At 42.7% G+C, this 20,378-nt stretch carries 15 protein-coding genes and 4 pseudogenes; 11 read left to right on the plus strand and 8 right to left on the minus strand.

The window, feature by feature from the left end:
* Positions 1-460: 460 nt before the first annotated feature.
* From AB5Y93_RS02295 to AB5Y93_RS02305, 3 genes are all read left to right on the plus strand, one after another.
* Positions 461-1,900 carry a SulP family inorganic anion transporter gene (locus tag AB5Y93_RS02295; RefSeq protein ID WP_327790219.1) on the plus strand — a complete coding sequence of 480 codons (1,440 nt, stop codon included), beginning with the start codon at positions 461-463 and terminating at the stop codon, positions 1,898-1,900.
* A gap of 132 nt (positions 1,901-2,032) precedes the next feature.
* The gene (locus AB5Y93_RS02300; protein WP_231563164.1) at positions 2,033-2,296 is read left to right on the plus strand and encodes a hypothetical protein; all 264 of its coding nucleotides are present in this window, start codon (positions 2,033-2,035) and stop codon (positions 2,294-2,296) included.
* 236 nt (positions 2,297-2,532) lie between these two features.
* Positions 2,533-2,964, plus strand: coding sequence for a CopD family protein (locus tag AB5Y93_RS02305; protein WP_197055494.1), 432 nt, complete (start codon positions 2,533-2,535; stop codon positions 2,962-2,964).
* Between the two features lie 119 nt (positions 2,965-3,083).
* On the opposite strand, the pseudogene AB5Y93_RS02310 reads toward AB5Y93_RS02305, so the two are convergent.
* From AB5Y93_RS02310 to AB5Y93_RS02320, 3 genes and pseudogenes are all read right to left on the minus strand, one after another.
* Positions 3,084-3,981, minus strand: a pseudogene (locus AB5Y93_RS02310) (IS1595 family transposase).
* Positions 3,982-4,048: 67 nt separating this feature from the next.
* Complete coding sequence (narL, locus tag AB5Y93_RS02315; RefSeq protein ID WP_139388398.1) at positions 4,049-4,726, minus strand: two-component system response regulator NarL; 678 nt, start codon at positions 4,724-4,726, stop codon at positions 4,049-4,051.
* Positions 4,727-4,735: 9 nt separating this feature from the next.
* A complete protein-coding gene (locus AB5Y93_RS02320; protein WP_162516530.1) occupies positions 4,736-6,331 on the minus strand; it encodes a histidine kinase in 1,596 nt (531 codons plus the stop codon).
* Positions 6,332-6,805: 474 nt separating this feature from the next.
* Here AB5Y93_RS02320 and AB5Y93_RS02325 point away from each other — a divergent pair, with 474 nt between their 5' ends.
* Genes AB5Y93_RS02325 through narI form a run of 5 tightly spaced genes read left to right on the plus strand, consistent with a single transcriptional unit; the run spans position 6,806 to position 14,940 of the window.
* Positions 6,806-8,218, plus strand: coding sequence for a NarK family nitrate/nitrite MFS transporter (locus AB5Y93_RS02325; protein WP_139388400.1), 1,413 nt, complete (start codon positions 6,806-6,808; stop codon positions 8,216-8,218).
* Positions 8,219-8,256: 38 nt separating this feature from the next.
* The gene (locus AB5Y93_RS02330; protein WP_042878717.1) at positions 8,257-12,021 is read left to right on the plus strand and encodes a nitrate reductase subunit alpha; all 3,765 of its coding nucleotides are present in this window, start codon (positions 8,257-8,259) and stop codon (positions 12,019-12,021) included.
* Between the two features lie 2 nt (positions 12,022-12,023).
* Positions 12,024-13,562, plus strand: coding sequence for a nitrate reductase subunit beta (gene narH / locus AB5Y93_RS02335; RefSeq protein ID WP_081999322.1), 1,539 nt, complete (start codon positions 12,024-12,026; stop codon positions 13,560-13,562).
* Entirely contained in the window at positions 13,559-14,266 is a 708-nt protein-coding gene (gene narJ / locus AB5Y93_RS02340) for a nitrate reductase molybdenum cofactor assembly chaperone (protein WP_042878715.1), read from the plus strand. The genes narH and narJ overlap by 4 nt, the downstream gene beginning before the upstream one ends.
* Complete coding sequence (gene narI / locus AB5Y93_RS02345; protein WP_081999321.1) at positions 14,263-14,940, plus strand: respiratory nitrate reductase subunit gamma; 678 nt, start codon at positions 14,263-14,265, stop codon at positions 14,938-14,940. The genes narJ and narI overlap by 4 nt, the downstream gene beginning before the upstream one ends.
* A 564-nt stretch (positions 14,941-15,504) precedes the next feature.
* Here the strand turns inward: narI and AB5Y93_RS02350 are convergent.
* Positions 15,505-15,927, minus strand: a complete 423-nt coding sequence (locus AB5Y93_RS02350) for a MarR family winged helix-turn-helix transcriptional regulator (protein ID WP_202015482.1) — start codon at positions 15,925-15,927, stop codon at positions 15,505-15,507.
* A 101-nt stretch (positions 15,928-16,028) separates the two neighbouring features.
* On the opposite strand from AB5Y93_RS02350, the gene AB5Y93_RS02355 reads away from it, so the two are divergent.
* Together AB5Y93_RS02355 and AB5Y93_RS02360 are read left to right on the plus strand one after the other, a co-directional pair.
* Entirely contained in the window at positions 16,029-16,610 is a 582-nt protein-coding gene (locus AB5Y93_RS02355) for a flavin reductase family protein (RefSeq protein WP_162516531.1), read from the plus strand.
* A 63-nt stretch (positions 16,611-16,673) separates the two neighbouring features.
* Complete coding sequence (locus AB5Y93_RS02360) at positions 16,674-17,042, plus strand: putative zinc-binding protein (protein WP_050555278.1); 369 nt, start codon at positions 16,674-16,676, stop codon at positions 17,040-17,042.
* A gap of 72 nt (positions 17,043-17,114) precedes the next feature.
* Here the strand turns inward: AB5Y93_RS02360 and AB5Y93_RS02365 are convergent.
* Positions 17,115-17,707, minus strand: a pseudogene (locus AB5Y93_RS02365) (IS1595 family transposase); the annotation flags it as partial.
* Between the two features lie 2 nt (positions 17,708-17,709).
* Here AB5Y93_RS02365 and AB5Y93_RS02370 point away from each other — a divergent pair.
* A pseudogene (locus AB5Y93_RS02370) lies at positions 17,710-17,844 on the plus strand (IS5/IS1182 family transposase); the annotation flags it as partial.
* 131 nt (positions 17,845-17,975) lie between these two features.
* On the opposite strand, the gene AB5Y93_RS02375 reads toward AB5Y93_RS02370, so the two are convergent.
* The 3 genes and pseudogenes from AB5Y93_RS02375 to ytfE all read right to left on the minus strand — a co-directional run bounded on the left by AB5Y93_RS02375 (position 17,976) and on the right by ytfE (position 20,219).
* Complete coding sequence (locus AB5Y93_RS02375) at positions 17,976-18,266, minus strand: CZB domain-containing protein (RefSeq protein WP_227656876.1); 291 nt, start codon at positions 18,264-18,266, stop codon at positions 17,976-17,978.
* 63 nt (positions 18,267-18,329) lie between these two features.
* Positions 18,330-19,064: pseudogene (locus AB5Y93_RS02380) on the minus strand (methyl-accepting chemotaxis protein); the annotation flags it as partial.
* Positions 19,065-19,556: 492 nt separating this feature from the next.
* A complete protein-coding gene (gene ytfE / locus AB5Y93_RS02385) occupies positions 19,557-20,219 on the minus strand; it encodes an iron-sulfur cluster repair protein YtfE (RefSeq protein ID WP_017408664.1) in 663 nt (220 codons plus the stop codon).
* Positions 20,220-20,378: the final 159 nt, after the last annotated feature.

Consider the following 20,378-nt stretch of genomic DNA (forward strand, 5'->3'; position numbering starts at 1 on the left):
CAACCCCTCACACGATCTTATTGAAGAGAGCAAAAGAAAGTCGCTTTTATAAATTAAGATTAATTAAGTTGATTTAATAAATTAATGCTCTATCACTTAGTAATGAATTGAAAATCTATAAACGTATAGAAAATAGAAAATTAACCTTAGTAAAAGAATGGTTATGTTCGCCCTGTAGGGCGGAAAGTTAAAAAAGTGTTTTTTCAAAAATGAGAGCTCTATCTAGACAAGCTCTATCATCCTCAACCCATGAACAAATCGCATACTGGCGTGACTGTAACGCCGCCCTAACCCCTCCCTCTGCGGCTCCTGCCGCCTGACTCTGGTTGTCACAACCGGAGCGCTTTCTTACACCCATTAGATCCCAATACAACAATCTGATCCTGCCCGAACTCCATCTGACCCCCAAGCCGATGGGGGCGTTGTGCTATGGATCCTAAACAAGCGAGAAAATCTCCCCATGCTAGAACGTGCAAGACAAGAATGGTTCTCCAACATCCGTGGTGACCTGTTAGCCGGAATCGTGGTCGCCCTGGCGCTGATCCCAGAAGCCATCGCCTTCTCCATTATTGCTGGAGTAGACCCCAAAGTCGGCCTCTATGCCTCCTTCTGTATCGCCGTGGTCATAGCCTTTGTTGGCGGTCGTCCAGGCATGATCTCGGCAGCCACAGGCGCAATGGCACTCCTGATGGTGACCCTGGTCAAAGAGCATGGCCTGCAATATCTGCTGGCAGCAACTCTGCTCACTGGGGTACTCCAGATCGCGGCTGGTTACTTGAAGCTCGGCAGCCTGATGCGGTTTGTCTCCCGTTCCGTGGTCACCGGCTTCGTCAATGCGCTGGCGATCCTCATCTTTATGGCCCAGTTGCCTGAGCTCACCAACGTCACCTGGCAGGTCTATGCCATGACAGCAGCTGGCCTTGGCATCATCTATCTGTTCCCGCTTATTCCGGTGGTTGGCAAGCTAGTGCCTTCTCCGCTGCTCTGCATCGTCATCCTGACGGCAGTCGCCATAACCATGGGCATCGATATCCGTACTGTAGGCGATATGGGCGAGCTGCCCGATACTCTGCCCATCTTCCTGTGGCCCGAAGTGCCGCTCAATCTGGAGACGCTGGCGATCATCTTCCCATATTCCGCAGGTCTGGCCGTGGTCGGTCTGCTCGAATCCATGATGACGGCAGCCATTGTCGATGACCTGACGGATACCAGCAGCGACCGCAATCGCGAGTGCAAGGGCCAGGGGATCGCGAATATCGGCGCGGGCCTGATGGGTGGCATGGCGGGCTGCGCCATGATTGGTCAGTCCATCATCAATATCAAATCCGGTGGTCGTGGCCGCCTCTCTACCTTTGTCGCAGGCACATTACTCATTCTGATGGTTGTATTCATGGATGAGTGGATCCGCCAAATCCCCATGGCAGCCCTGGTAGCCGTGATGATCATGGTCTCTATCGGGACGTTCTCCTGGGATTCACTGCACAATCTCAAAAAGCACCCGCCCTCAACCAATATCGTGATGGTGGCAACAGTGGTTGTTGCTACCCATAACCTGGCGCTCGGGGTACTTGTCGGGGTACTGCTCCTTCCCTGTTCTTTGCCAACAAGGTTGCCAGCTTCATGCTGGTTAAAAGCGACAGCGAGCGGAAAAGGTGAGGTACGCACCTATCTGGTACGGGGCCAGGTATTCTTCGCGAGTGCTGAACAGTTCTTTGCCGAATTAGACTTCAAGGAGGTGGTAGAAAAGGTGGTGATCCGTCACCTTACTGCACGTTTTGGAAAAAACGAGTTTGAAGGACATAGCTATCTCTCCGGCAACATTGGTCTTGGCAGTCGCGAGCTTCTGCTCCAGGAGCTCGCCGAGCTGGATCACCAACGCAGCCGTCTCGCCCATGAGTAGGGGGGCATCCTGCTGGACAGCGGCAAGGAATATCTTGCTGGCTTGGGTATGACGGGGGGCGAGACCCTGCAACACCAAGGCCAGTTGGTAGAGACAATCCATGAACTCTCATCCTACATGCGGATGTTGATCATGGGCAAACAGGGCACGACCCATGCCCACGATCTGATTGGCAGTAATATCGAGAACGTCGTCATCCATTCCTTGGCGAATCTCATCATGGTGGTGCAACCAAGCTTTCAGACATCGAGCCACTTTCCGTTTACCTATGACGCCAGTCCGATTGCCAAGCAGGTGTTGAAGAGTTCGGGCATCAGGGTTGAAGCAATGCTGCTGCAAGGGGATGTCGTGTCAGTGATTTGCCTGGGCTACGACTTCATCGTGATGGGGACCTAGGGTCACTCACGGATCACTTTATCGTGGGTAGTACGACACCAGAATTGGTGAAGTAGACTGCGGCTTCACTCTACCTACTCAGGTAAAAACCATCGATTACGCCTTCTTTCTCATTACCCACATCTAAACGAGGGGGATTTTTCTTCATAGTTTTATGCTAGGAAAAACAAAATTACTGAGTTATATTTGGCATTTAAAATGCTAATTTGGTTGGGATGTATATAATGCATGGCGTGATGTTATTTTTCCATATATTAGGTGCAACAATCTGGACGGGGGGACACATTGTACTAGCTCTTATCATTCTTCCTAAAGCACTAACAGAATCGTCAACTAAAATATTATTAGATTTTGAGTCCGTGTACGAAAGAATTGGAATGCCGGCTTTAATAATGCAGATAATTACAGGTTTCTATCTAGCATTGAACATTGAGAGTAATGTGTTGACTTGGTTTGATTTTGATAACAAAGTGACAAATGTCATTCTCATAAAATTGACATTACTGACTATGACGGCCTGTCTTGCGATAAATGCAAGGTTTCGTGTAATTCCTAATTTAAGCAAATCAAATTTAGCTTTAATGGGATGGCATATACGAGCTGTGACCATCATATCCATTCTATTTGTTTTTGTAGGCGTTTCGTTTAGGACCGGCTGGTTATACTAGAAAGCTAGTATTAGTTAAACCACATTGCTGCTCTGTGAATGTATAAACACAGACTTAAAACCAAAATCGGTATTTTGTAAAAAATGAGGTATGCAAAAAATAATTAGCCTTTAATTAGGCTATGTCCCAATTACGTGTTGCATGAGGCGCTCCAGCACCTCATGCAAGCAACGTGAGACAGTCACGTTCCGTCCATAGCGCTCCAACATCCTTCGCCAACCCAGATGATTCCTCAGATAATGGATCGCTACCCTATGGAACCGCTCCATCCACTACTTCAACTGCCTGTGGTACCCGTTCACATGCTGGATGTGATATGCCCCCACCACCCGTTCTCCCGCACGGTTGCGCACCACCTGATGCGTTATCCCTTGTCCCTCGCTGAAACTGGCATACACCTCGACGCCATCACTGCACAGTAGTGCATCTGGGGCAATAAGCGGTTGCACCGCCGTGACGGTCTTGGCATTGAGTCGCTCCAGATGGATTCGGCCAGGTGGCCTGCTCTGTCTTGCACCACCATCACCAGGATGTAATCCGGCCCTGTGCCTCGGATACGGCCTTTGCCGCCACGATGACGGGTAATCTGCACTGTCCTTTGAATGACTCCAGGAAGAATCCCGTGCCGCCTGGTGGCTCGCCATGGCTTTCAGGAAGCGGTGACGCCACAAGAAAGCAGTGTTATTGCATACCCCACAGAGGGCGGCAGCCTGTCGGACGGTCAGCCCGTCGATGAGGGCCTGGGCGTAGTCTTCCCAGCATTGTGCCTTGCGAAGTCGTGCCAGCGGCGTCTTGGTGAGAACGGAACTGGTGCGTAGACACTGCTTGCAGCGATAGCGACGTAACCCTCGACTCCAGCCCCAGGTAGCCAATTGCGCGGCCTCAGCCTGGCAGTGAGGGCAACATTGGCAAAGGGGAAGTTGAGTGGCCAACGAGGTGATGGGGTGCGGGGCGACGCTAGCGCAAGGTGAGTTGTGGGAAGAGAGACAGTAGGTGTTGAAAGGCTTGGGTATCAATGATAGAGGCTCTCAAGGTGATGACCTACTTCAAGATTAGCCTTTCAACACATAATTGGAACAGCGCCTTAATTAAAGGTAATTTTCTCATTGTGAACCCACACTGCAACTTCAATTCTTGAATGTAGGTTCAATTTTTTTAGAATGTTTTTCACATGGACTTTAACTGTTCCTTCAGAAATAAATAAACGCCTTGATATAAGTTTATTTGGTAAGCCTTGTGCAATTAACTTCAAAACATCTATTTCACGATGACTTAAAATCTGGAGGTTCTTATCTTTAAGTCTATCCTTTTTTCTGGACTGCATGCTTTCAATCAGGATTGCGGTAAGTTTAGGGCTTACAACCAGTTTTCCCATACATGCCTGTTCAATCGAGCTAATCAACTCCTCAGGCTCCATGTCTTTTAACAAATAACCATCCGCGCCAGCAATAATAGCATCAGAAACATCATCTTCGTAATCTGACACAGTGAAGATTACGATGCGACTAGATACGTTGTGTGCTCGTAATGACTTTAATGTATCTATACCACTAAATTCAGGCATGTTTAGATCTAACAATATTAAGTCAGGTTCGTACTCTAATGCTAACTGAACACCATCTTGTCCTGTGCTAGCCTCTGCTATAACGGTTAAAAAGGGGTTGGTACGTAAAAGTTGCTTAATTCCGTTACGTAGGACAGGATGATCATCAATTAGTAAAATTGAAAAGACATCCGCATTGGTTGCTAAAGATTTTTCCATGTGTGTTCCTCAAACAACGTGAAGGTCAATTTTCACTTGCGTCCGCTCATTAATAAATAAAATATTTTTTTCTTTTAGAAAAACCACCAAACCTGCTATAGCGTCCTCAAATTCAACTTCACCTTTCAGAATAACAATGACATGTTCCGCTAAGGCTCTTATATGTAGCTCAATTCGTGATGGAGACATGTCCATCCTCAGGCATTCAAACAATTTATTGAAGAAGTCCAGTATGTATACTTCCTGTTCATATGAATAGTCTTCATAAAAATCTTTATAATCCAACCTAATATTAAAGCCATATGTGTCATTAAATAATACTATTGCATCTCTTAATAAGATTAATGTTTCTACCTTTTTATATGGCGTTCTGAATGTTGAAATCAATTTCCTGATATTTGAGTATGCTTCATTCAGCTCAGATCTCATCTCAGCAATATTCTCAACCTGAGAAGAATTGATGATTGTCGTGTCTCTTTGTAGGAGACTAATCTTAATCTTTAAATATGATAAGGATTGTGCTATTGAATCATGAAGTGTTTGAGCAATTGTGTTTCTTTCTTTAAATAAAATTAGTTGCTGCTGCTGCTGCTCCTTGTAGTGGAGAGATAAGGTTTGCGACAATAAATTGCAAAATGCAAATATAAGTTGTTCTGTATCATTTAATATAGTGACTTCATTTGAAAAGAAAAACTCTATGTAACCATAGTCATTATGCGCATCACCGATATTCCAGCGCCTGCTCTTATATTTATTGTCAGTGAATGTATTGGTATCAACGTTATTAATACATAATGAGCAACGTAAAGAGCTACAATGTGGTGGTCTCACGTTTTCACCAAAAGTAAATAAATGCTTTACTTCATTTTTATGTGGGTCATAAATATATATTTTTATCTTACCAGCGCCTGTATATCCAATGAGCTCTCTCATAAAGGGAGCAACGACTTTGCAGCTAAGTTCTTGATTTTGAAATAATTTACAGCTTCGATAAAGAAATTCCAAATGTAAATTCTGTAAATTCAGCTTATGCGTTTTGTCGGCTACCATCTGTTCCAGATCGTTGTAGGTATGCTTAACAACCTCTGACATATTATTTAAAGCATTGCCAAGTTGCCACATCTCATCGCGGTAGTCGTGTGATACTGAATCAAATTTGGAACTAAAGTCACCATGCTGAATATTTTTAGCCATTGTCAACAATTTAGACCAAGGCCTAAAAAAACGTTTATTCAAACTATAAATGGCGATGAAAGAAAATAATATAACAATGAAAGAGGATGCTTTTTGAAGACCATTAATCACTACAATCTTAGACTCAGTTTTGTTCTCAATGTTTTTGATTATCTTCTGTAGTAAACTAATGAATTCTTTAGAGCTATTAATGCTTAATAGCGTTGCTACATCACCAGATTTTAAGTTGGAAAGAATGCCTTTTAATTTTGAACCCCACAAGACTTTTAATTTTATGTATTCTTGATTAAGGTTATGCTTTTCAGCAGCCTTGATGAATGAGGCATCATTAATAATTGATTCAACACTATTAACAGCTTGTGCTTTCTCATCTATAGACAGTGTTCCTGAGAGGAGTGAATATACTTTCATTCTAATTGAACCAATGCTATTTATCACATATGCATTACCCTGGATGCTTGATGACAAATAAATTGATGCACTCATATTAAATATGGATATGAAGCACAGTGTACATATAATTGATGTTATAGAAATTGTAATGGACAGCCTCTTCCAGTGCTTCAATAGTATGTTCACGATGTTGACACTTCCTAAGATTGTCATTAGTAGATATTTATACCTTTTGGGTACCCCAATAAAAATACCTCCAAATAAATACCCACAATATTCCAAACAATATTACGTTCGTGCTAAACAAGCACCGACACAGATTAACCATATGATATTTAAGTGTTTTTTGTTTTTACTACCTCCCTGAAGTAGGTAGTTAATGAAATATTCATACTATGTAATACATATGTTCAGTTGATCTAAATCAATAAAAAGTATCCATTTAAATTGTCTATTGGGAATTGTGTACCCCCACACTAACCGGTGAGCAAAATGTCCATATATCAAAAATACAAAGATGGATGTGAATATAGTCACATAAATAAAAGAAAAAACAAGACGCTCGTTGATTGGAACCCTGATGACAAATGCTTTTGGGTTGAGAATGGTTCTCATATCGCAAGGAGAAACTTACTAGTCTCCATTCCTTGCCTGCTAATCTCATTCTCTGTTTGGATGATATTCAGTGTAGTAGCAATGAACTTGCCTTTAGCTGGCTTCAACTTTACAACAGATCAGTTGTTTCTGCTGACAGCACTCCCATCTCTTTCAGGTGCATTAGGACGGATTCCGTATTCATTTGTGATACCGGTATTTGGTGGCCGGAGATGGACTGCATTTAGCACCTTATTACTTATGATTCCTATGTCATGGTTAGCTATTGCAGTTCAAGATACCTCCACACAGTATTCAACGTTTCTGATAATCTCTCTATTATGTGGATTTGGTGGTGCCAACTTTGCATCCAGTATGGCTAACATCAGCTTGTTTTATCCCAAAACTCAACAAGGAAAGGCTCTTGGTTTAAATGGAGGGTTGGGCAACTTAGGCGTCAGTGTCATGCAGATACTTGTCCCTATTGTCATTTCTATAAATATCTTTGGCCCTTTCGGTTTAGGTCAGGGAAACCCCGACGCATCAATATGGCTTAGTAATGCGGCCTTAGTATGGATACCAATAATATTGATATTGAGCATCACAGCATGGCATTTTATGAATGATATTACAGCACCAAAAGCCTCATTTAAAGAACAATGGGCAATATTAAAACAAAAGCATCTTTGGATTATGAGTATTTTGTATTTAGCCGCCTTTGGATCATTCATTGGATTCTCTGCTGGGTTTGCAATGCTTGCTAAAACTCAATTTCCTGATGTAGAAATCATGAAATACGCATTCATAGGGCCATTGTTCGGTGCATTGATGAGACCAGTTGGTGGCATTTTATCGGATAGGCTGGGAGGTGTAAAAGTTACCTTTGTTAGTTTTTGCTTAATGGCTACGTTAGTTTCAGCTTTGTTTTCAACTCTCCCATCAGAGACAAGCCAGGGCAGCTTCATCTATTTTTTAGTTGTTTTTATGGCCCTCTTCTCATGCGCAGGGATTGGGAGTGGTTCTACATTTCAAATGATCGCCGTTCTGTTTAGAGGGATGATGATAAAAAGAAATATCAAACGGTATGATTCAGAAGTTCAAGCTATAAAGAAATCAGCAAATGATACGGCCACAGCGTTGGGATTTATCTCAGCCATAGGTGCGATTGGTGGTTTCTTTATTCCAAATGCATTCGGCTTATCAATAGCTCTCAGTGGAACGCCGATGAATGCGATGAAAGCTTTTTTACTCTTCTATGTTATTTGTGGGCTAATAACATGGTTTGTATATGGAAAAGAACTCAATAAATAGAACATTACTATTAATGCATGCGTATATGGAGCAGTAAAATGAGCAAGTTTCTTGACAGGTTTAATTATTTAAAGACATTAGGCGAAAAATTTTCTGGTGAACATGGCCAAACATACAATACGAACAGAGATTGGGAAGATGGTTATAGAGATCGCTGGCAACATGACAAAATTGTACGTTCAACACATGGCGTCAACTGTACAGGCTCATGCAGCTGGAAAATCTATGTAAAAAATGGCTTGGTTACATGGGAAACTCAGCAAACTGATTACCCAAGGACAAGACCAGATCTTCCAAACCATGAACCGCGTGGTTGCCCGAGAGGTGCAAGCTACTCATGGTATCTGTACAGTGCAAATCGACTGAAGTATCCGATGGTCAGGAAGGCACTGGTTGAACTTTGGCGAGAATCAAAAAGTAAGCACAAAGACCCTGTTTTAGCATGGGGTGCTATTGCTTCCGATAATAATGTATCCAAAAAGTATAAGGCTGCCCGAGGAAGAGGTGGTTTTGTTCGTAGCACTTGGAATGAAGTTAATGAGATCATTGCAGCAGCAAACATTTACACCGTAAAAGAGCATGGCCCAGATCGCGTTGTTGGCTTCTCACCAATCCCAGCGATGTCCATGGTGTCTTATGCCGCAGGTGCAAGATATTTATCGCTCATAGGTGGCTCTTGCCTTAGCTTCTATGACTGGTATTGCGATCTTCCTCCCGCATCACCGATGACTTGGGGAGAGCAAACAGACGTACCAGAGTCAGCAGATTGGTACAACTCCTCATACATCATAGCCTGGGGCTCAAATATTCCTCAGACTCGTACTCCTGATGCTCATTTCTTTACTGAAGTTAGATACAAAGGCACCAAAACTGTCGCCATAACTCCAGACTATGCTGAAGTAGCTAAGCTTTGTGATCATTGGCTTAACCCCAAACAAGGTACAGACAGTGCGTTAGCATTGGCTATGGGCCATGTCATCTTGAACGAGTTCCACGTTCAACATAAAAATGAATATTTTGTTAGTTACGCAAGGAAATATACCGATTTTCCGATGTTGGTCAGATTGACCAAACGACCAGACGGTAGCTATGAAGCAGGACGCTTCCTGAGAGCATCAGATTTGGTCAATAACATAGGTGAACAGAACAACCCCGAATGGAAGACCATAGCGATTGATGAGGTTTCTGGTGATCTGGTCGCGCCACAGGGCTCTATTGGCTATAGATGGGGAGAGGATGGAAAGTGGAATCTTGAAGAGACCGCGGGGCAGTCCAAGACACCAGTCACCTTGTCTGTTGGAATAAAGGAACATCAACATTTAGTTGAGGTGGCTTTCCCATATTTTGGTGGATTGGAAAGTGAGCATTTCACACCCGTTGAATTAGAAGAAGTTATCAGAAGGAAAATTCCGGCTAAATCCATCGTGTTGGCAGATGGAAGCGAAGAATTTGTGACCACCGTTTACGATCTCACCGTGGCTAACTATGGTGTTGAAAGAGGGTTTAATGACCCTAGCTGTGCACATACCTACAAGGAAGTGAAGGCATATTCACCCGCCTGGGCAGAAAAAATAACGGGTGTACCACAAGATGAGATCATCCGCATCGCTCGTGAGTTTGCTGATAATGCAGCTAAAACACATGGGCGTTCAATGATCATCGTTGGTGCAGGCATGAACCACTGGTATCACATGGATATGAATTACCGTGGCTTGATTAACATGCTGGTATTCTGTGGTTGCGTAGGGCAGAGCGGTGGCGGGTGGGCTCACTATGTAGGGCAAGAGAAACTTCGTCCTCAGACAGGCTGGCAACCGTTGGCTTTTGGCCTGGATTGGCAGAAGCCTCCACGTCACATGAATGGTACATCTTTCTTCTACAACCACTCTAGCCAGTGGCGATATGAGAAGTTAGATGCCCAAGAATTGCTTTCTCCTTTAGCAGATGCCAGTAAATATAGTAAGCATCTCATTGACATGAATGTGAAGGCAGAGCGGCTTGGTTGGCTTCCTTCAAGCCCTCAGCTGAATACTAACCCACTCGATATTGCTGAACGTGCAAAAGCGCTTGGGGTAACCCCTGTAGAGTTCACGGTTAACTCGCTGAAGGATGGCAGTATTCGCTTTGCTGCTGAATGCCCCGAAGACCATTATCCACGCAATATGTTTATTTGGAGATCAAACCTTCTTGGATCTTCAGGTAAAGGCCATGAATACATGCTCAAGTACCTGTTGGGCACAGAGCATGGCATTCAAGGGAAAGATCTTGGCTCATTCAGTGATAGCAGGCCGTCTGAAGTTGATTGGAAAGACACTCCAACCCAAGGCAAGCTTGATCTCGTTGTGACTCTGGATTTTCGGATGTCGAGTACCTGTCTGTTTTCAGACATCGTGTTGCCTACTGCAACCTGGTATGAAAAAGATGATATGAATACCTCGGATATGCATCCATTCATTCACCCATTGTCAGCAGCGGTAGATCCAGCCTGGGAAGCAAAATCCGACTGGGAAATTTACAAGGCAATTGCAAAGACTTTCTCTGAGCTCTGTAAAGGGCATCTTGGCGTTGAAACCGATGTGGTTACAATGCCAATGCAACATGACTCTCCAGCAGAAATAGCCCAGGCGTTTGAAGTAAAAGACTGGAAATTGGGTGAATGTGATCTCATTCCAGGAAAAACTGCACCACATATAATGACCGTTGAGCGAGATTATCCTAACACCTACGCAAGATTTACATCGTTAGGCCCACTCCTTGATAAACAAGGAAATGGTGGCAAGGGCATTAATTGGAACACAGAAACTGAGGTAGACCTCCTTAAAAAGCTTAACTACACACACCATGATGGCGCGAATGCTGGGCGGCCAAAGATTGACACTGCAATTGATGCGGCTGAAGTAATTCTTACTTTAGCCCCAGAGACTAATGGTCATGTGGCAGTTAAGGCCTGGAATGCATTAAGTAAGCTGACTGGCCGAGAACATGCACATCTTGCTATCAACAAGGAAGAGGAAAAAATTCGTTTCCGTGACATCCAGGCTCAGCCGAGAAAAATCATATCTAGTCCAACATGGTCTGGTTTGGAAGACGAGCATGTCTCGTATAACGCTGGTTATACAAACGTTCATGAGTTAATCCCATGGCGAACCATTACTGGTCGTCAACAGCTGTATCAGGATCACCAATGGATGCGTGATTTTGGCGAAAGTCTCATTTCATATCGACCACCAATCAATACCCAGACTATTAAAAATATTATGGGTAAGAAGGGTAACGGTAACAAAGAGAAAGCTCTGAACTGGATCACTCCGCACCAGAAATGGGGTATTCACTCAACATACAGCGAAAACTTGTTGATGCTTACGCTCTCTCGGGGTGGGCCAATTGTTTGGATAAGTGAAGATGACGCTAAAGATCTAAAAATTGAGGATAACGACTGGATCGAGGCATTTAATATCAATGGTTCATTAACTGCACGTGCAGTGGTGAGTCAGCGCGTCCCTGCTGGAATGGTAATGATGTACCACGCTCAAGAGCGTCTGGTGAATATTCCAGGCTCCGAAATAACAGGGCAACGTGGTGGGATTCATAACTCCGTTACTCGTGTCTGCCCTAAACCAACTCATATGATTGGCGGATATGCACATCAGGCTTATGGGTTTAATTATTATGGCACCGTAGGCTCTAACCGCGATGAGTTTGTTGTCGTCCGCCGCATGAATCAGGTTAAATGGCTTGATGACGAAAATAATGACTATACACAGGCTGACAATATGTACAGTAACAAGGCAGGGGAGAAGTAAAAATGAAAATTCGTGCGCAAATTGGAATGGTGCTAAACCTCGATAAATGCATCGGATGTCATACTTGCTCTGTTACTTGTAAGAACGTATGGACAAGTCGCGAGGGAATGGAATACGCCTGGTTTAACAACGTAGAAAGCAAGCCTGGTGTGGGCTATCCAAACGATTGGGAAAACCAGGATAAATGGAAGGGTGGCTGGGTTCGAAATATCAATGGAAAAATCGTTCCAAGAATGGGTAGCCGGATTGGCGTTTTAGCCAAGATTTTTAACAACCCTGACATGCCGACTATTGATGACTATTATGAGCCTTTCACCTTTGACTATGAGCATTTACATAATGCTAAACAAGGTGCGCATCAGCCAATAGCACGTCCACGTTCACTGATTACTGGTCAACGTATGGACAAGATCAACAGTGGCCCAAACTGGGAAGAAATCCTGGGCGGAGAGTTCACTAAGCGTTCACAGGACTACAATTTCAACCACATCCAAAAGGAGATGTATGGACAGTTTGAAAATACGTTCATGATGTATCTCCCTCGGCTTTGTGAACATTGCTTGAATCCGGCATGTGTGGCTACTTGCCCTAGTGGGGCAATATATAAACGCGAAGAAGATGGCATTGTTCTTATTGACCAAGACAAATGTCGTGGTTGGCGTATGTGTCTTACCGGTTGCCCCTACAAGAAGATTTACTTTAACTGGAAAAGTGGTAAATCTGAAAAATGTATCTTCTGCTACCCCAGAATTGAGTCTGGTCAACCAACCGTCTGCTCTGAAACATGTGTAGGACGAATTAGATATCTGGGAGTAATCCTTTATGATGCAGATCGTATTGAGCAAGCAGCCTCAACTGAGAATGACAAGGATTTATACAACAAGCAACTGGAGATTTTCTTAAATCCACATGATCCGGCCATCATTGAAGAAGCTTTAAAGCAAGGCATCACTCAAAATGTTCTCGATGCTGCTCAGAAGTCTCCTGTGTACAAGATGGCGATGGAATGGAAGCTTGCACTCCCATTACACCCTGAGTATCGCACGTTACCAATGGTATGGTATGTACCACCTCTTTCTCCTATCCAATCAGCCAAAGATGCAGGCTATTTAGGTGATGATGGTGTTCTGCCAGATATATCTAGCTTGCGAATTCCTTTACAGTATTTGGCGAATCTGTTGACCGCTGGCGATATAGCACCAGTTAAGAGTGCTCTGAATCGGATGTTGGCAATGCGTCATTATAAGCGAGCTGAAACTGTAGATAAAAAAGTGGATATCAGCGCATTAGAGCAGGTTGGTTTAACTGAACACCAAGCGCAGGAAATGTATCGTTATTTGGCTATAGCTAACTATGAAGACCGCTTTGTAGTTCCTTCCAGCCATCGCGAGCTAGCACGAGAAGCATTTCCTGAAGCTAAAGGATGTGGCTTTAGTTTTGGTGATGGTTGTAAAGGTAGCGATACCAAGTATAACCTGTTTAATAGCCAGAGAATTAACGCTATTAATGTCTCTTCAAATCCAAGTGAGGATAAAAAATGAAATCCTTAAAGATTATATCAATCCTCTTGGACTACCCAGATATTGATCTGTGGGAAAACAAAGATGAAATCTTTGATTCCATAGCTGAATGTAATGAACTGGCATCGGAACAAAAATCATCAATATATGATTTTGTAACATATGCGTTTGATCGTTCTCTACTTTCATTCCAAGAAATATATTGCGATATCTTCGACCGTGGCCGTTCCACCTCTCTGCTTCTTTTTGAGCATGTTCATGGTGAGTCACGTGATCGCGGACAAGCAATGGTAGACCTGCTTAAGCAATATGAGGATGCTGGATTTTCTCTTAATAAGAGAGAATTACCGGACTTTCTTCCTGTTTACTTGGAATACCTTTCAACAAGGAATAACGCTGAGATCATAGAGGGGTTATGTTTCATCACTCCGATCTTGGGGTTGCTTAAAGAGCGGCTCCTCAAAAGAGAAAGCAAATATCACGTGCTATTTAGTGTGCTGATTGAGCTATCCATGACAGAGTACGATAGTGCTCTTATAAGCATACAAGTTATGAAAGAGGCTGATGATGCAACACCTGCTGCGTTAGATTCTGTTTGGGAAGAAGAGCAGGTGAAGTTTCTAGGGGGAGATTCATGCCCTAGTTCAATTCAATCAATTCATAGTAACCGATTTAAGAATGCAGTCGTACCACAGTACCTTGAAATTGGTGAGGCAAACAAATGAACTATATTCATAGCTTCTTCTTTGATATATACCCATATATTGCAGTTACCATTTTTCTACTTGGTAGTTGGGTTCGTTACGATTATGGGCAGTACACTTGGCGAGCAGGATCAAGCCAGTTGCTTGATAACTCGAATATGAGGTTGGCATCTGGACTGTTTCACATTGGTATTCTTGGTATCATCTTTGGCCACTTTTTTGGTCTATTGACACCTCACTGGATATATGAGTCATTCTTATCATTGCAAGCAAAGCAACTTATAGCAATGTTTGCTGGCGGTGTCTTTGGTGCAATGACGTTGTACGGTGGATATCTGCTCTTAAAGCGGCGTCTGACAAACGTAAGGGTCAGAGCAACATCATCAACTGCGGATATTTTGATTTTGGTATTATTAGTTTCCCAGGCAGCGCTTGGTCTTCTGACAATTCCATTTTCTGCCTTCCATCTTGACGGCAGTGTCATGATGAAGCTCGTAAGTTGGGCGCAAGATGTTGTGACGTTCCAAACAGGGGCCTCTAAAAATTTAGAAGGGGTATCTTTTATCTACAAAATTCATATGATTTTAGGTATGACTTTGTTTGTTGTCTTTCCATTCTGTCGATTAGTACACGTTTGGAGCGTACCGCTTGAGTATTTAACTAGACGCATCCAGATCGTAAGGTCTCGTCGGTAACATGATTAGGGTAGTAGTCGCAGTGTAAACTGCGACTACTATTTATCAGGCGTAGTATGGTATATCATGTATCAAATAAAAAGTTTGTGACTAAGTTAGTCGAACCTTTCTTTGTTGCTATTTTCTGGCCGATGCTGCTGTTGTTGGCATCCGAAGTTTCTGGTTTATCAATAACCGAAGAGTTATATCGAAATACTGTTTTATTCTCATTTCTAGTCTTTATTATCACGGCGGCTATAAACATGAGATATATTTATGTCGCAAGAAAAGTAAAGCTGGAATTAAGCCCTGATGGTATTGAATTTCATTGTCATAAAAAGCATTTATTTTTCCCATGGCGTCGAATATCCTTGATCAAATTGGTCGAAAGCAAACCTGGCTCTAGAGTGATACACATCCTTCCTGATAACGAAAGTATTGATTTAATCCTTTTCGCAGACCACGAAAAAATATATTCACAAGTCATATTTTATTGTAAGCAGTTCAATGTGAATTATGACTAGAGTATTCTGGTAATTAAGTATGAGCAATTCACTTGCTCATACTCTTAGTACATAATGTTTTTTACTGGTCAGCATCATAGTTTTCATTCAGTGCTGTAATACGTGCTACTTGGAAAGTATTTTGAAGCGATTGTAATTCTGTTTTATGCTGCTGTGCCAATTGCTGTAAATATTCTCTCCCTTTGTCTGTTAAATACACATCTACTTTGCGCTTGTCATTTTCATTTTTCCGCCGTTCAACAAGGTCCAACTCCTCACATCGCGTAAGTAAAGCTACGGTAGCATGATGACTCATTTGTAGCCTTTCCGCTAGTTCACCCACGCTTGCCCAGTTGCGCCCTGGGTATCCTTGAATGTGCAGGAGGGATAAATATTGTAATGGTGTGAGCCCGAGCTCCTTGGCCGCAGTTTCACTAAAGTGAAGAAAACGCTTTAACTGATAGCGAAACTCAGAAAGTGCCTCAAATTGAACTTTTGTTAGCATAGCTTACTCGGTTGTTGACTTCTTAGGTGAAATACAATAAGTTCAATTATATCACATTGTGATATATAATTTGTAGTGTTTCTGTTACAAAGGAGATGGCAATGCATAAGCAAGTTCACCCAAAATCACTTTATTGGGGAAACACCGTAATTCTACTGAGTACCATCGATGATACTGATACAACTAACATTACACCAATATCATCGAGTTGGTCTCTTTCGAATAATATTGTCATCGGCCTCAGTCTAAATTCAAAGGCTATCGAAAACATTGAGAATTGTCCAGAAGTCGTATTGAATGTTGCATCAGACAACCTTTCGGATAGAATTGAATCTATTGCCAAATTGACCGGAAAGGATCCTGTCCCATCTGAAAAGATAGGTTTCAGTTATTGTGGTAATAAATTTGCTCTTGGTGGATTTACAGAGCTGGCGTCCTGTACCGTTAAACCATCTCGTATCCAAGAATGTTTAATTCAGGTCGAGTGTTTAGTTGAACATATAACAAAGCGCAATAATTTTGCTATCGTTGAATTGCGAGCCACTCATGTGCATGCAGATGCATCTTTACTTAAAAAAGATGACGTTATTGACGCGGATTTGTGGAGCCCTCTGATTTATAATTTCAGGAGTTACCACGGAATTACCAGCGCTATTGGTAGAAACTTTAAATTTGATAATTGATTTCGCAGATGCCCTATTTATTAAGGGCATCTTCATGGGACTATGATTTTTAAAGGATGTTTTATGAGTGAATGTTTACGTTCTTTACCATTGGTTTATTCATGCTCTGGTTGTTCAAGTGCAGCGCAGATGGCAAACTATATGGCTATTCAGCTAGATAAACGAGGTGATGCAGAAATGTCCTGCATTGCAGGTGTTGGTGGAAACGTAAAGCATTTAGTCCGTATAGCAAAGTCTGGTAGATCGATCATTGCTATCGATGGATGTCCTTTACAATGTGTCAAAAGTTGTTTGGCTATTCACAATCTCACTCCTACAAATCATGTCTTATTGAATGAGCATGGAGTCAAAAAACTTCAGAAAACAGATTTTGATTCTGATGAAGCGGATAGGCTTGTTTTTGAAATCGCACAGTTATTAACTCTTCTATAAGAGGTTGCTCCTCAAATTTATCGGTATGTATTATTCATACGTGGCTATAGATATGGGGTACCACCTATCCGATTACCCATGATCTTCCCGATATGGCATCAGATGGATTTCCTCTATCGTGTGGTTCAATTCAACCAGCATGCTCTTGATGCCAAAACGATGCTTAAATCGGAAGCATCATTCCGTCAGATGATTTGGTAGAGGCTTGGTTCCAAGCGTATGGCAACTGCTCCGCAGCGAGTTCTGCACATTCCCTATTATCGTGCTTACCCAGTTGAACGCAAGATGCTCCAGTAAATCCAGGTTGCCTCCAGTGACGACACTCAGGTACTCACAGTTGGCTTCCTTGACTGCCCTGAAACGGGATAACTCATCAGATATCACGGCACTCCCGTTAGCAAGATGTCGTTTAGCCCACTTGCCAATGGTCTTAGTTTTGAACCCATCAACCACCGTCATCCACATTTTGATTGGATTTCTTTCCTTCTTCAGGGACACTGCCGCCACAAAGGTGTCTTGCAAACGGTACCACAACCCCGCTTGCCACCACGGCGTTCACTGCCCCAGTAGACATCATCGAGTTGAATGATACCGCTGATGGGATGCTTGTCGTCAGACTCCTTCATCGCTTGCAGCAGCTTGCGCTTGAGCAGCCAGGCGAGATCTCCGTCGCTCGTTGGTAGAGACGGCGATGTCCCGGTTCAAACAGCTGATGGTAGGAAGAATCAGTCAACGAAACTACAACGACCAAGTGGGGGAAGTGATGGCGTATGTGAGTGTGATAAACAAACTGACGACCTTGGCCTGCCGGTCAGAAAGCCCAAGTGTAACGGTCACTTGGGGCTGGGGAAGCTACGTTTTTACGACTGATTTGGGAAGCAACGCCGTTCGGAGTGACTGCTAATCATGGGTAATCAGGAATCGTTGTTAGAGTTATAATTTTAGAAAATGGCTCATACCCTTCATGACCGTTATATTTGCCTGCTCCATTGCAGCTAAAGCAGAAAGTGCCCCATCGTAATCGCCACTATGGAAACGAGCTACCGCATTTCTGGCATTGTCATGTACAGCTTGATGTGGTTTTTCCATCTCGCGATAACCTGATGATTTAGAGAAACTGGCTTTACCTTCACCAGCGTAATACCACTGGCCGAGTCGACACTCAGTGTAATCAGGAAGCTGCTCCGCAGTTAGGTTGGATAATCCCATTAATACTTTATACACTTCTAATTTAAGACTGAGTTCTTCCAGATTGGCTAATTCCGCATTGGAAAGCAGCGAAGCTCCTGTAATTGATTGCTCTAAATTTTGCGAAAGCTCCGTTAATTGCGACATGCCATTAGTTGCAGAAAGACTATCTGCACTGTAACGACGAGCATTGATGGCGCCTTGTTCCATAACGTTTTTGGCCTGTTGGGTATCGGACTGGATTTCGCTCACCAACCCAGCAATTTCTGTTGTCGCTTTGCTGGTCCGCTCCGCCAGACTTCTAACCTCATCAGCCACTACAGCAAATCCGCGCCCTTGTTCGCCAGCGCGGGCGGCTTCAATTGCTGCATTTAACGCTAATAAATTTGTTTGATCGGCAATACCTTTTATTAATTGAACAATACCATTGATTTGACTAGCGCGCTCATGTAGCGAGGCCACATTTTCTGAGGCTGCCGTAATTTGTTCAAACATCGTGTGCAGATTGTTAGCCATTTGCTGAAAAGCAAGACGATTTGTTTCTGATTCCCGAGAGGATGAAATAGCAGTTATTTTTTGTTGATTCAGCTGTACAGCTAGGCCCAAAAAAGAATCACCGAGCCCATGTAGTGATTGCCCAAAATTTGCAATATTGGTAAACATTCCAAGGAAAAATCGCTCTCTAGATTGTGTATTCCTTAGCCTTATCTGAATTTCTTGACTTTCTTCGCATGCTATCTTATAGCTGGATTGTAACTGCTCTATCTCTTCTTTTAGCATCTGATTTTCGTCAGATAAGATCTGATATTGTTGTTTAAGCTTTAAGCCAAACATAAGTTACCTCGAAAAAAATAATGCGCATTTAAAAACATTCACGTTGCCAATTAAACTATGGAACGTAGATAAAATGAAGTGATTTATGCGCGTTCTAAACAATAAAAATGGGTTCCAGCCTATCCAGAAGCCGCCCAGGTAGGGTGATTTTTAATACAGCACGGATTCAAATGTGATAAACATATTAGTTGATTAGATATATATTTTTGTTGACAATATAAGCAAGTGTGTTTATGAGCGATACTGATAGATAAAAAAGATGGATCGTAAACATTACCTACTTTATGAACAATAACTACCACAAGAGATTCTTGCTGCCAACCTTAATTCTCGTTTCCGATTAAACCTATTTTTAAGTTCGATATTATGGATGAACATGCATTGAACAAATGCTTTCTCTTATTTTCTCACAAAGTCAACATAACCAAAATACGCGACTACCAAATCCACGGGGATATGCAGATATCCCCGAGAATAATAGATGACTGGTCATTAATTGGTGGTGGCGTTTGCGAATAAAATATTATTTTCCAAATGAATATGTTGCATCAGGTCTTCTCGCAATTGTGTCAGGCCGGTATAGAGTGCACGCCATGTCACGCAAGCGTCTACCGGAGGCGTAATGTCATTGGTCAGGTGCATTATTTCGTCCAAACATTCACCATGCTGTTCATGTTCAATACGCATCATAGCAATTGGGCCTTGTACTGAGTTGTTAAGACCCTTTTTCAGCATAGGGAATAGGATCTGCTCTTCTTTCTGCATGTGACCTTCCAGCTCCCGCAGCATATCAACCAGATGAGCCCCCAGACCTAACGGACAGCCTATTTTATCCGCATGGACATGTTCCACTCGATTTGTAAGGCGGATCAGTTCTGGTAATTGAATTCGATGCTGAGCATGGAAGCGTTCCAGGATAAAATCAATTAGCGCAGAAGGTGTTGCAGTACGCCAATCAATTTCGTGGCTTGGTAACTGTTGTACTTGCTCTAATTCAGTAATAACCAGCGTGGCATCGAGGTTACGGTGAGCGATGGCATCTTTTAACGGTTGTTGACCACCGCAGCAAAAATCTAGTTTAAATTTGTGGAATACTCGTGTTGCACCAGGAATTTCACAAGCAATATTGGCAATAGTTTGTTCGAGTAAGACCATGAAAGCGCTCCTTGATAAATAATAGAGTAATTTTATCTCGATAAGTAAAGGCATAAATCATGCCATATCTAACACATTGAAATATATGGATTATATATTTTTGTGGTGTTTTTTACCATCTCCTGATAGGGTTAAAAAAACCATTTCTGGTAATAAATA

Origin of the sequence: Aeromonas sp. R10-1 (genome assembly GCF_040908465.1) — a bacterium.
GTDB classification, from domain to species: Bacteria; Pseudomonadota; Gammaproteobacteria; order Enterobacterales; family Aeromonadaceae; genus Aeromonas; species Aeromonas caviae.

What these genes read in the sequence shown, in the direction of transcription:
- AB5Y93_RS02295 (WP_327790219.1), top strand. Translation starts at nt 461, where the DNA reads ATGCTAGAACGTGCAAGACAAGAATGGTTCTCCAACATCCGTGGTGAC.
- AB5Y93_RS02300 (WP_231563164.1), top strand. Translation starts at nt 2,033, where the DNA reads ATGGGCAAACAGGGCACGACCCATGCCCACGATCTGATTGGCAGTAAT.
- AB5Y93_RS02305 (WP_197055494.1), top strand. Translation starts at nt 2,533, where the DNA reads ATGTTATTTTTCCATATATTAGGTGCAACAATCTGGACGGGGGGACAC.
- narL (WP_139388398.1), bottom strand. Translation starts at nt 4,726, where the DNA reads ATGGAAAAATCTTTAGCAACCAATGCGGATGTCTTTTCAATTTTACTA.
- AB5Y93_RS02320 (WP_162516530.1), bottom strand. Translation starts at nt 6,331, where the DNA reads ATGAAAGTATATTCACTCCTCTCAGGAACACTGTCTATAGATGAGAAA.
- AB5Y93_RS02325 (WP_139388400.1), top strand. Translation starts at nt 6,806, where the DNA reads ATGTCCATATATCAAAAATACAAAGATGGATGTGAATATAGTCACATA.
- AB5Y93_RS02330 (WP_042878717.1), top strand. Translation starts at nt 8,257, where the DNA reads ATGAGCAAGTTTCTTGACAGGTTTAATTATTTAAAGACATTAGGCGAA.
- narH (WP_081999322.1), top strand. Translation starts at nt 12,024, where the DNA reads ATGAAAATTCGTGCGCAAATTGGAATGGTGCTAAACCTCGATAAATGC.
- narJ (WP_042878715.1), top strand. Translation starts at nt 13,559, where the DNA reads ATGAAATCCTTAAAGATTATATCAATCCTCTTGGACTACCCAGATATT.
- narI (WP_081999321.1), top strand. Translation starts at nt 14,263, where the DNA reads ATGAACTATATTCATAGCTTCTTCTTTGATATATACCCATATATTGCA.
- AB5Y93_RS02350 (WP_202015482.1), bottom strand. Translation starts at nt 15,927, where the DNA reads ATGCTAACAAAAGTTCAATTTGAGGCACTTTCTGAGTTTCGCTATCAG.
- AB5Y93_RS02355 (WP_162516531.1), top strand. Translation starts at nt 16,029, where the DNA reads ATGCATAAGCAAGTTCACCCAAAATCACTTTATTGGGGAAACACCGTA.
- AB5Y93_RS02360 (WP_050555278.1), top strand. Translation starts at nt 16,674, where the DNA reads ATGAGTGAATGTTTACGTTCTTTACCATTGGTTTATTCATGCTCTGGT.
- ytfE (WP_017408664.1), bottom strand. Translation starts at nt 20,219, where the DNA reads ATGGTCTTACTCGAACAAACTATTGCCAATATTGCTTGTGAAATTCCT.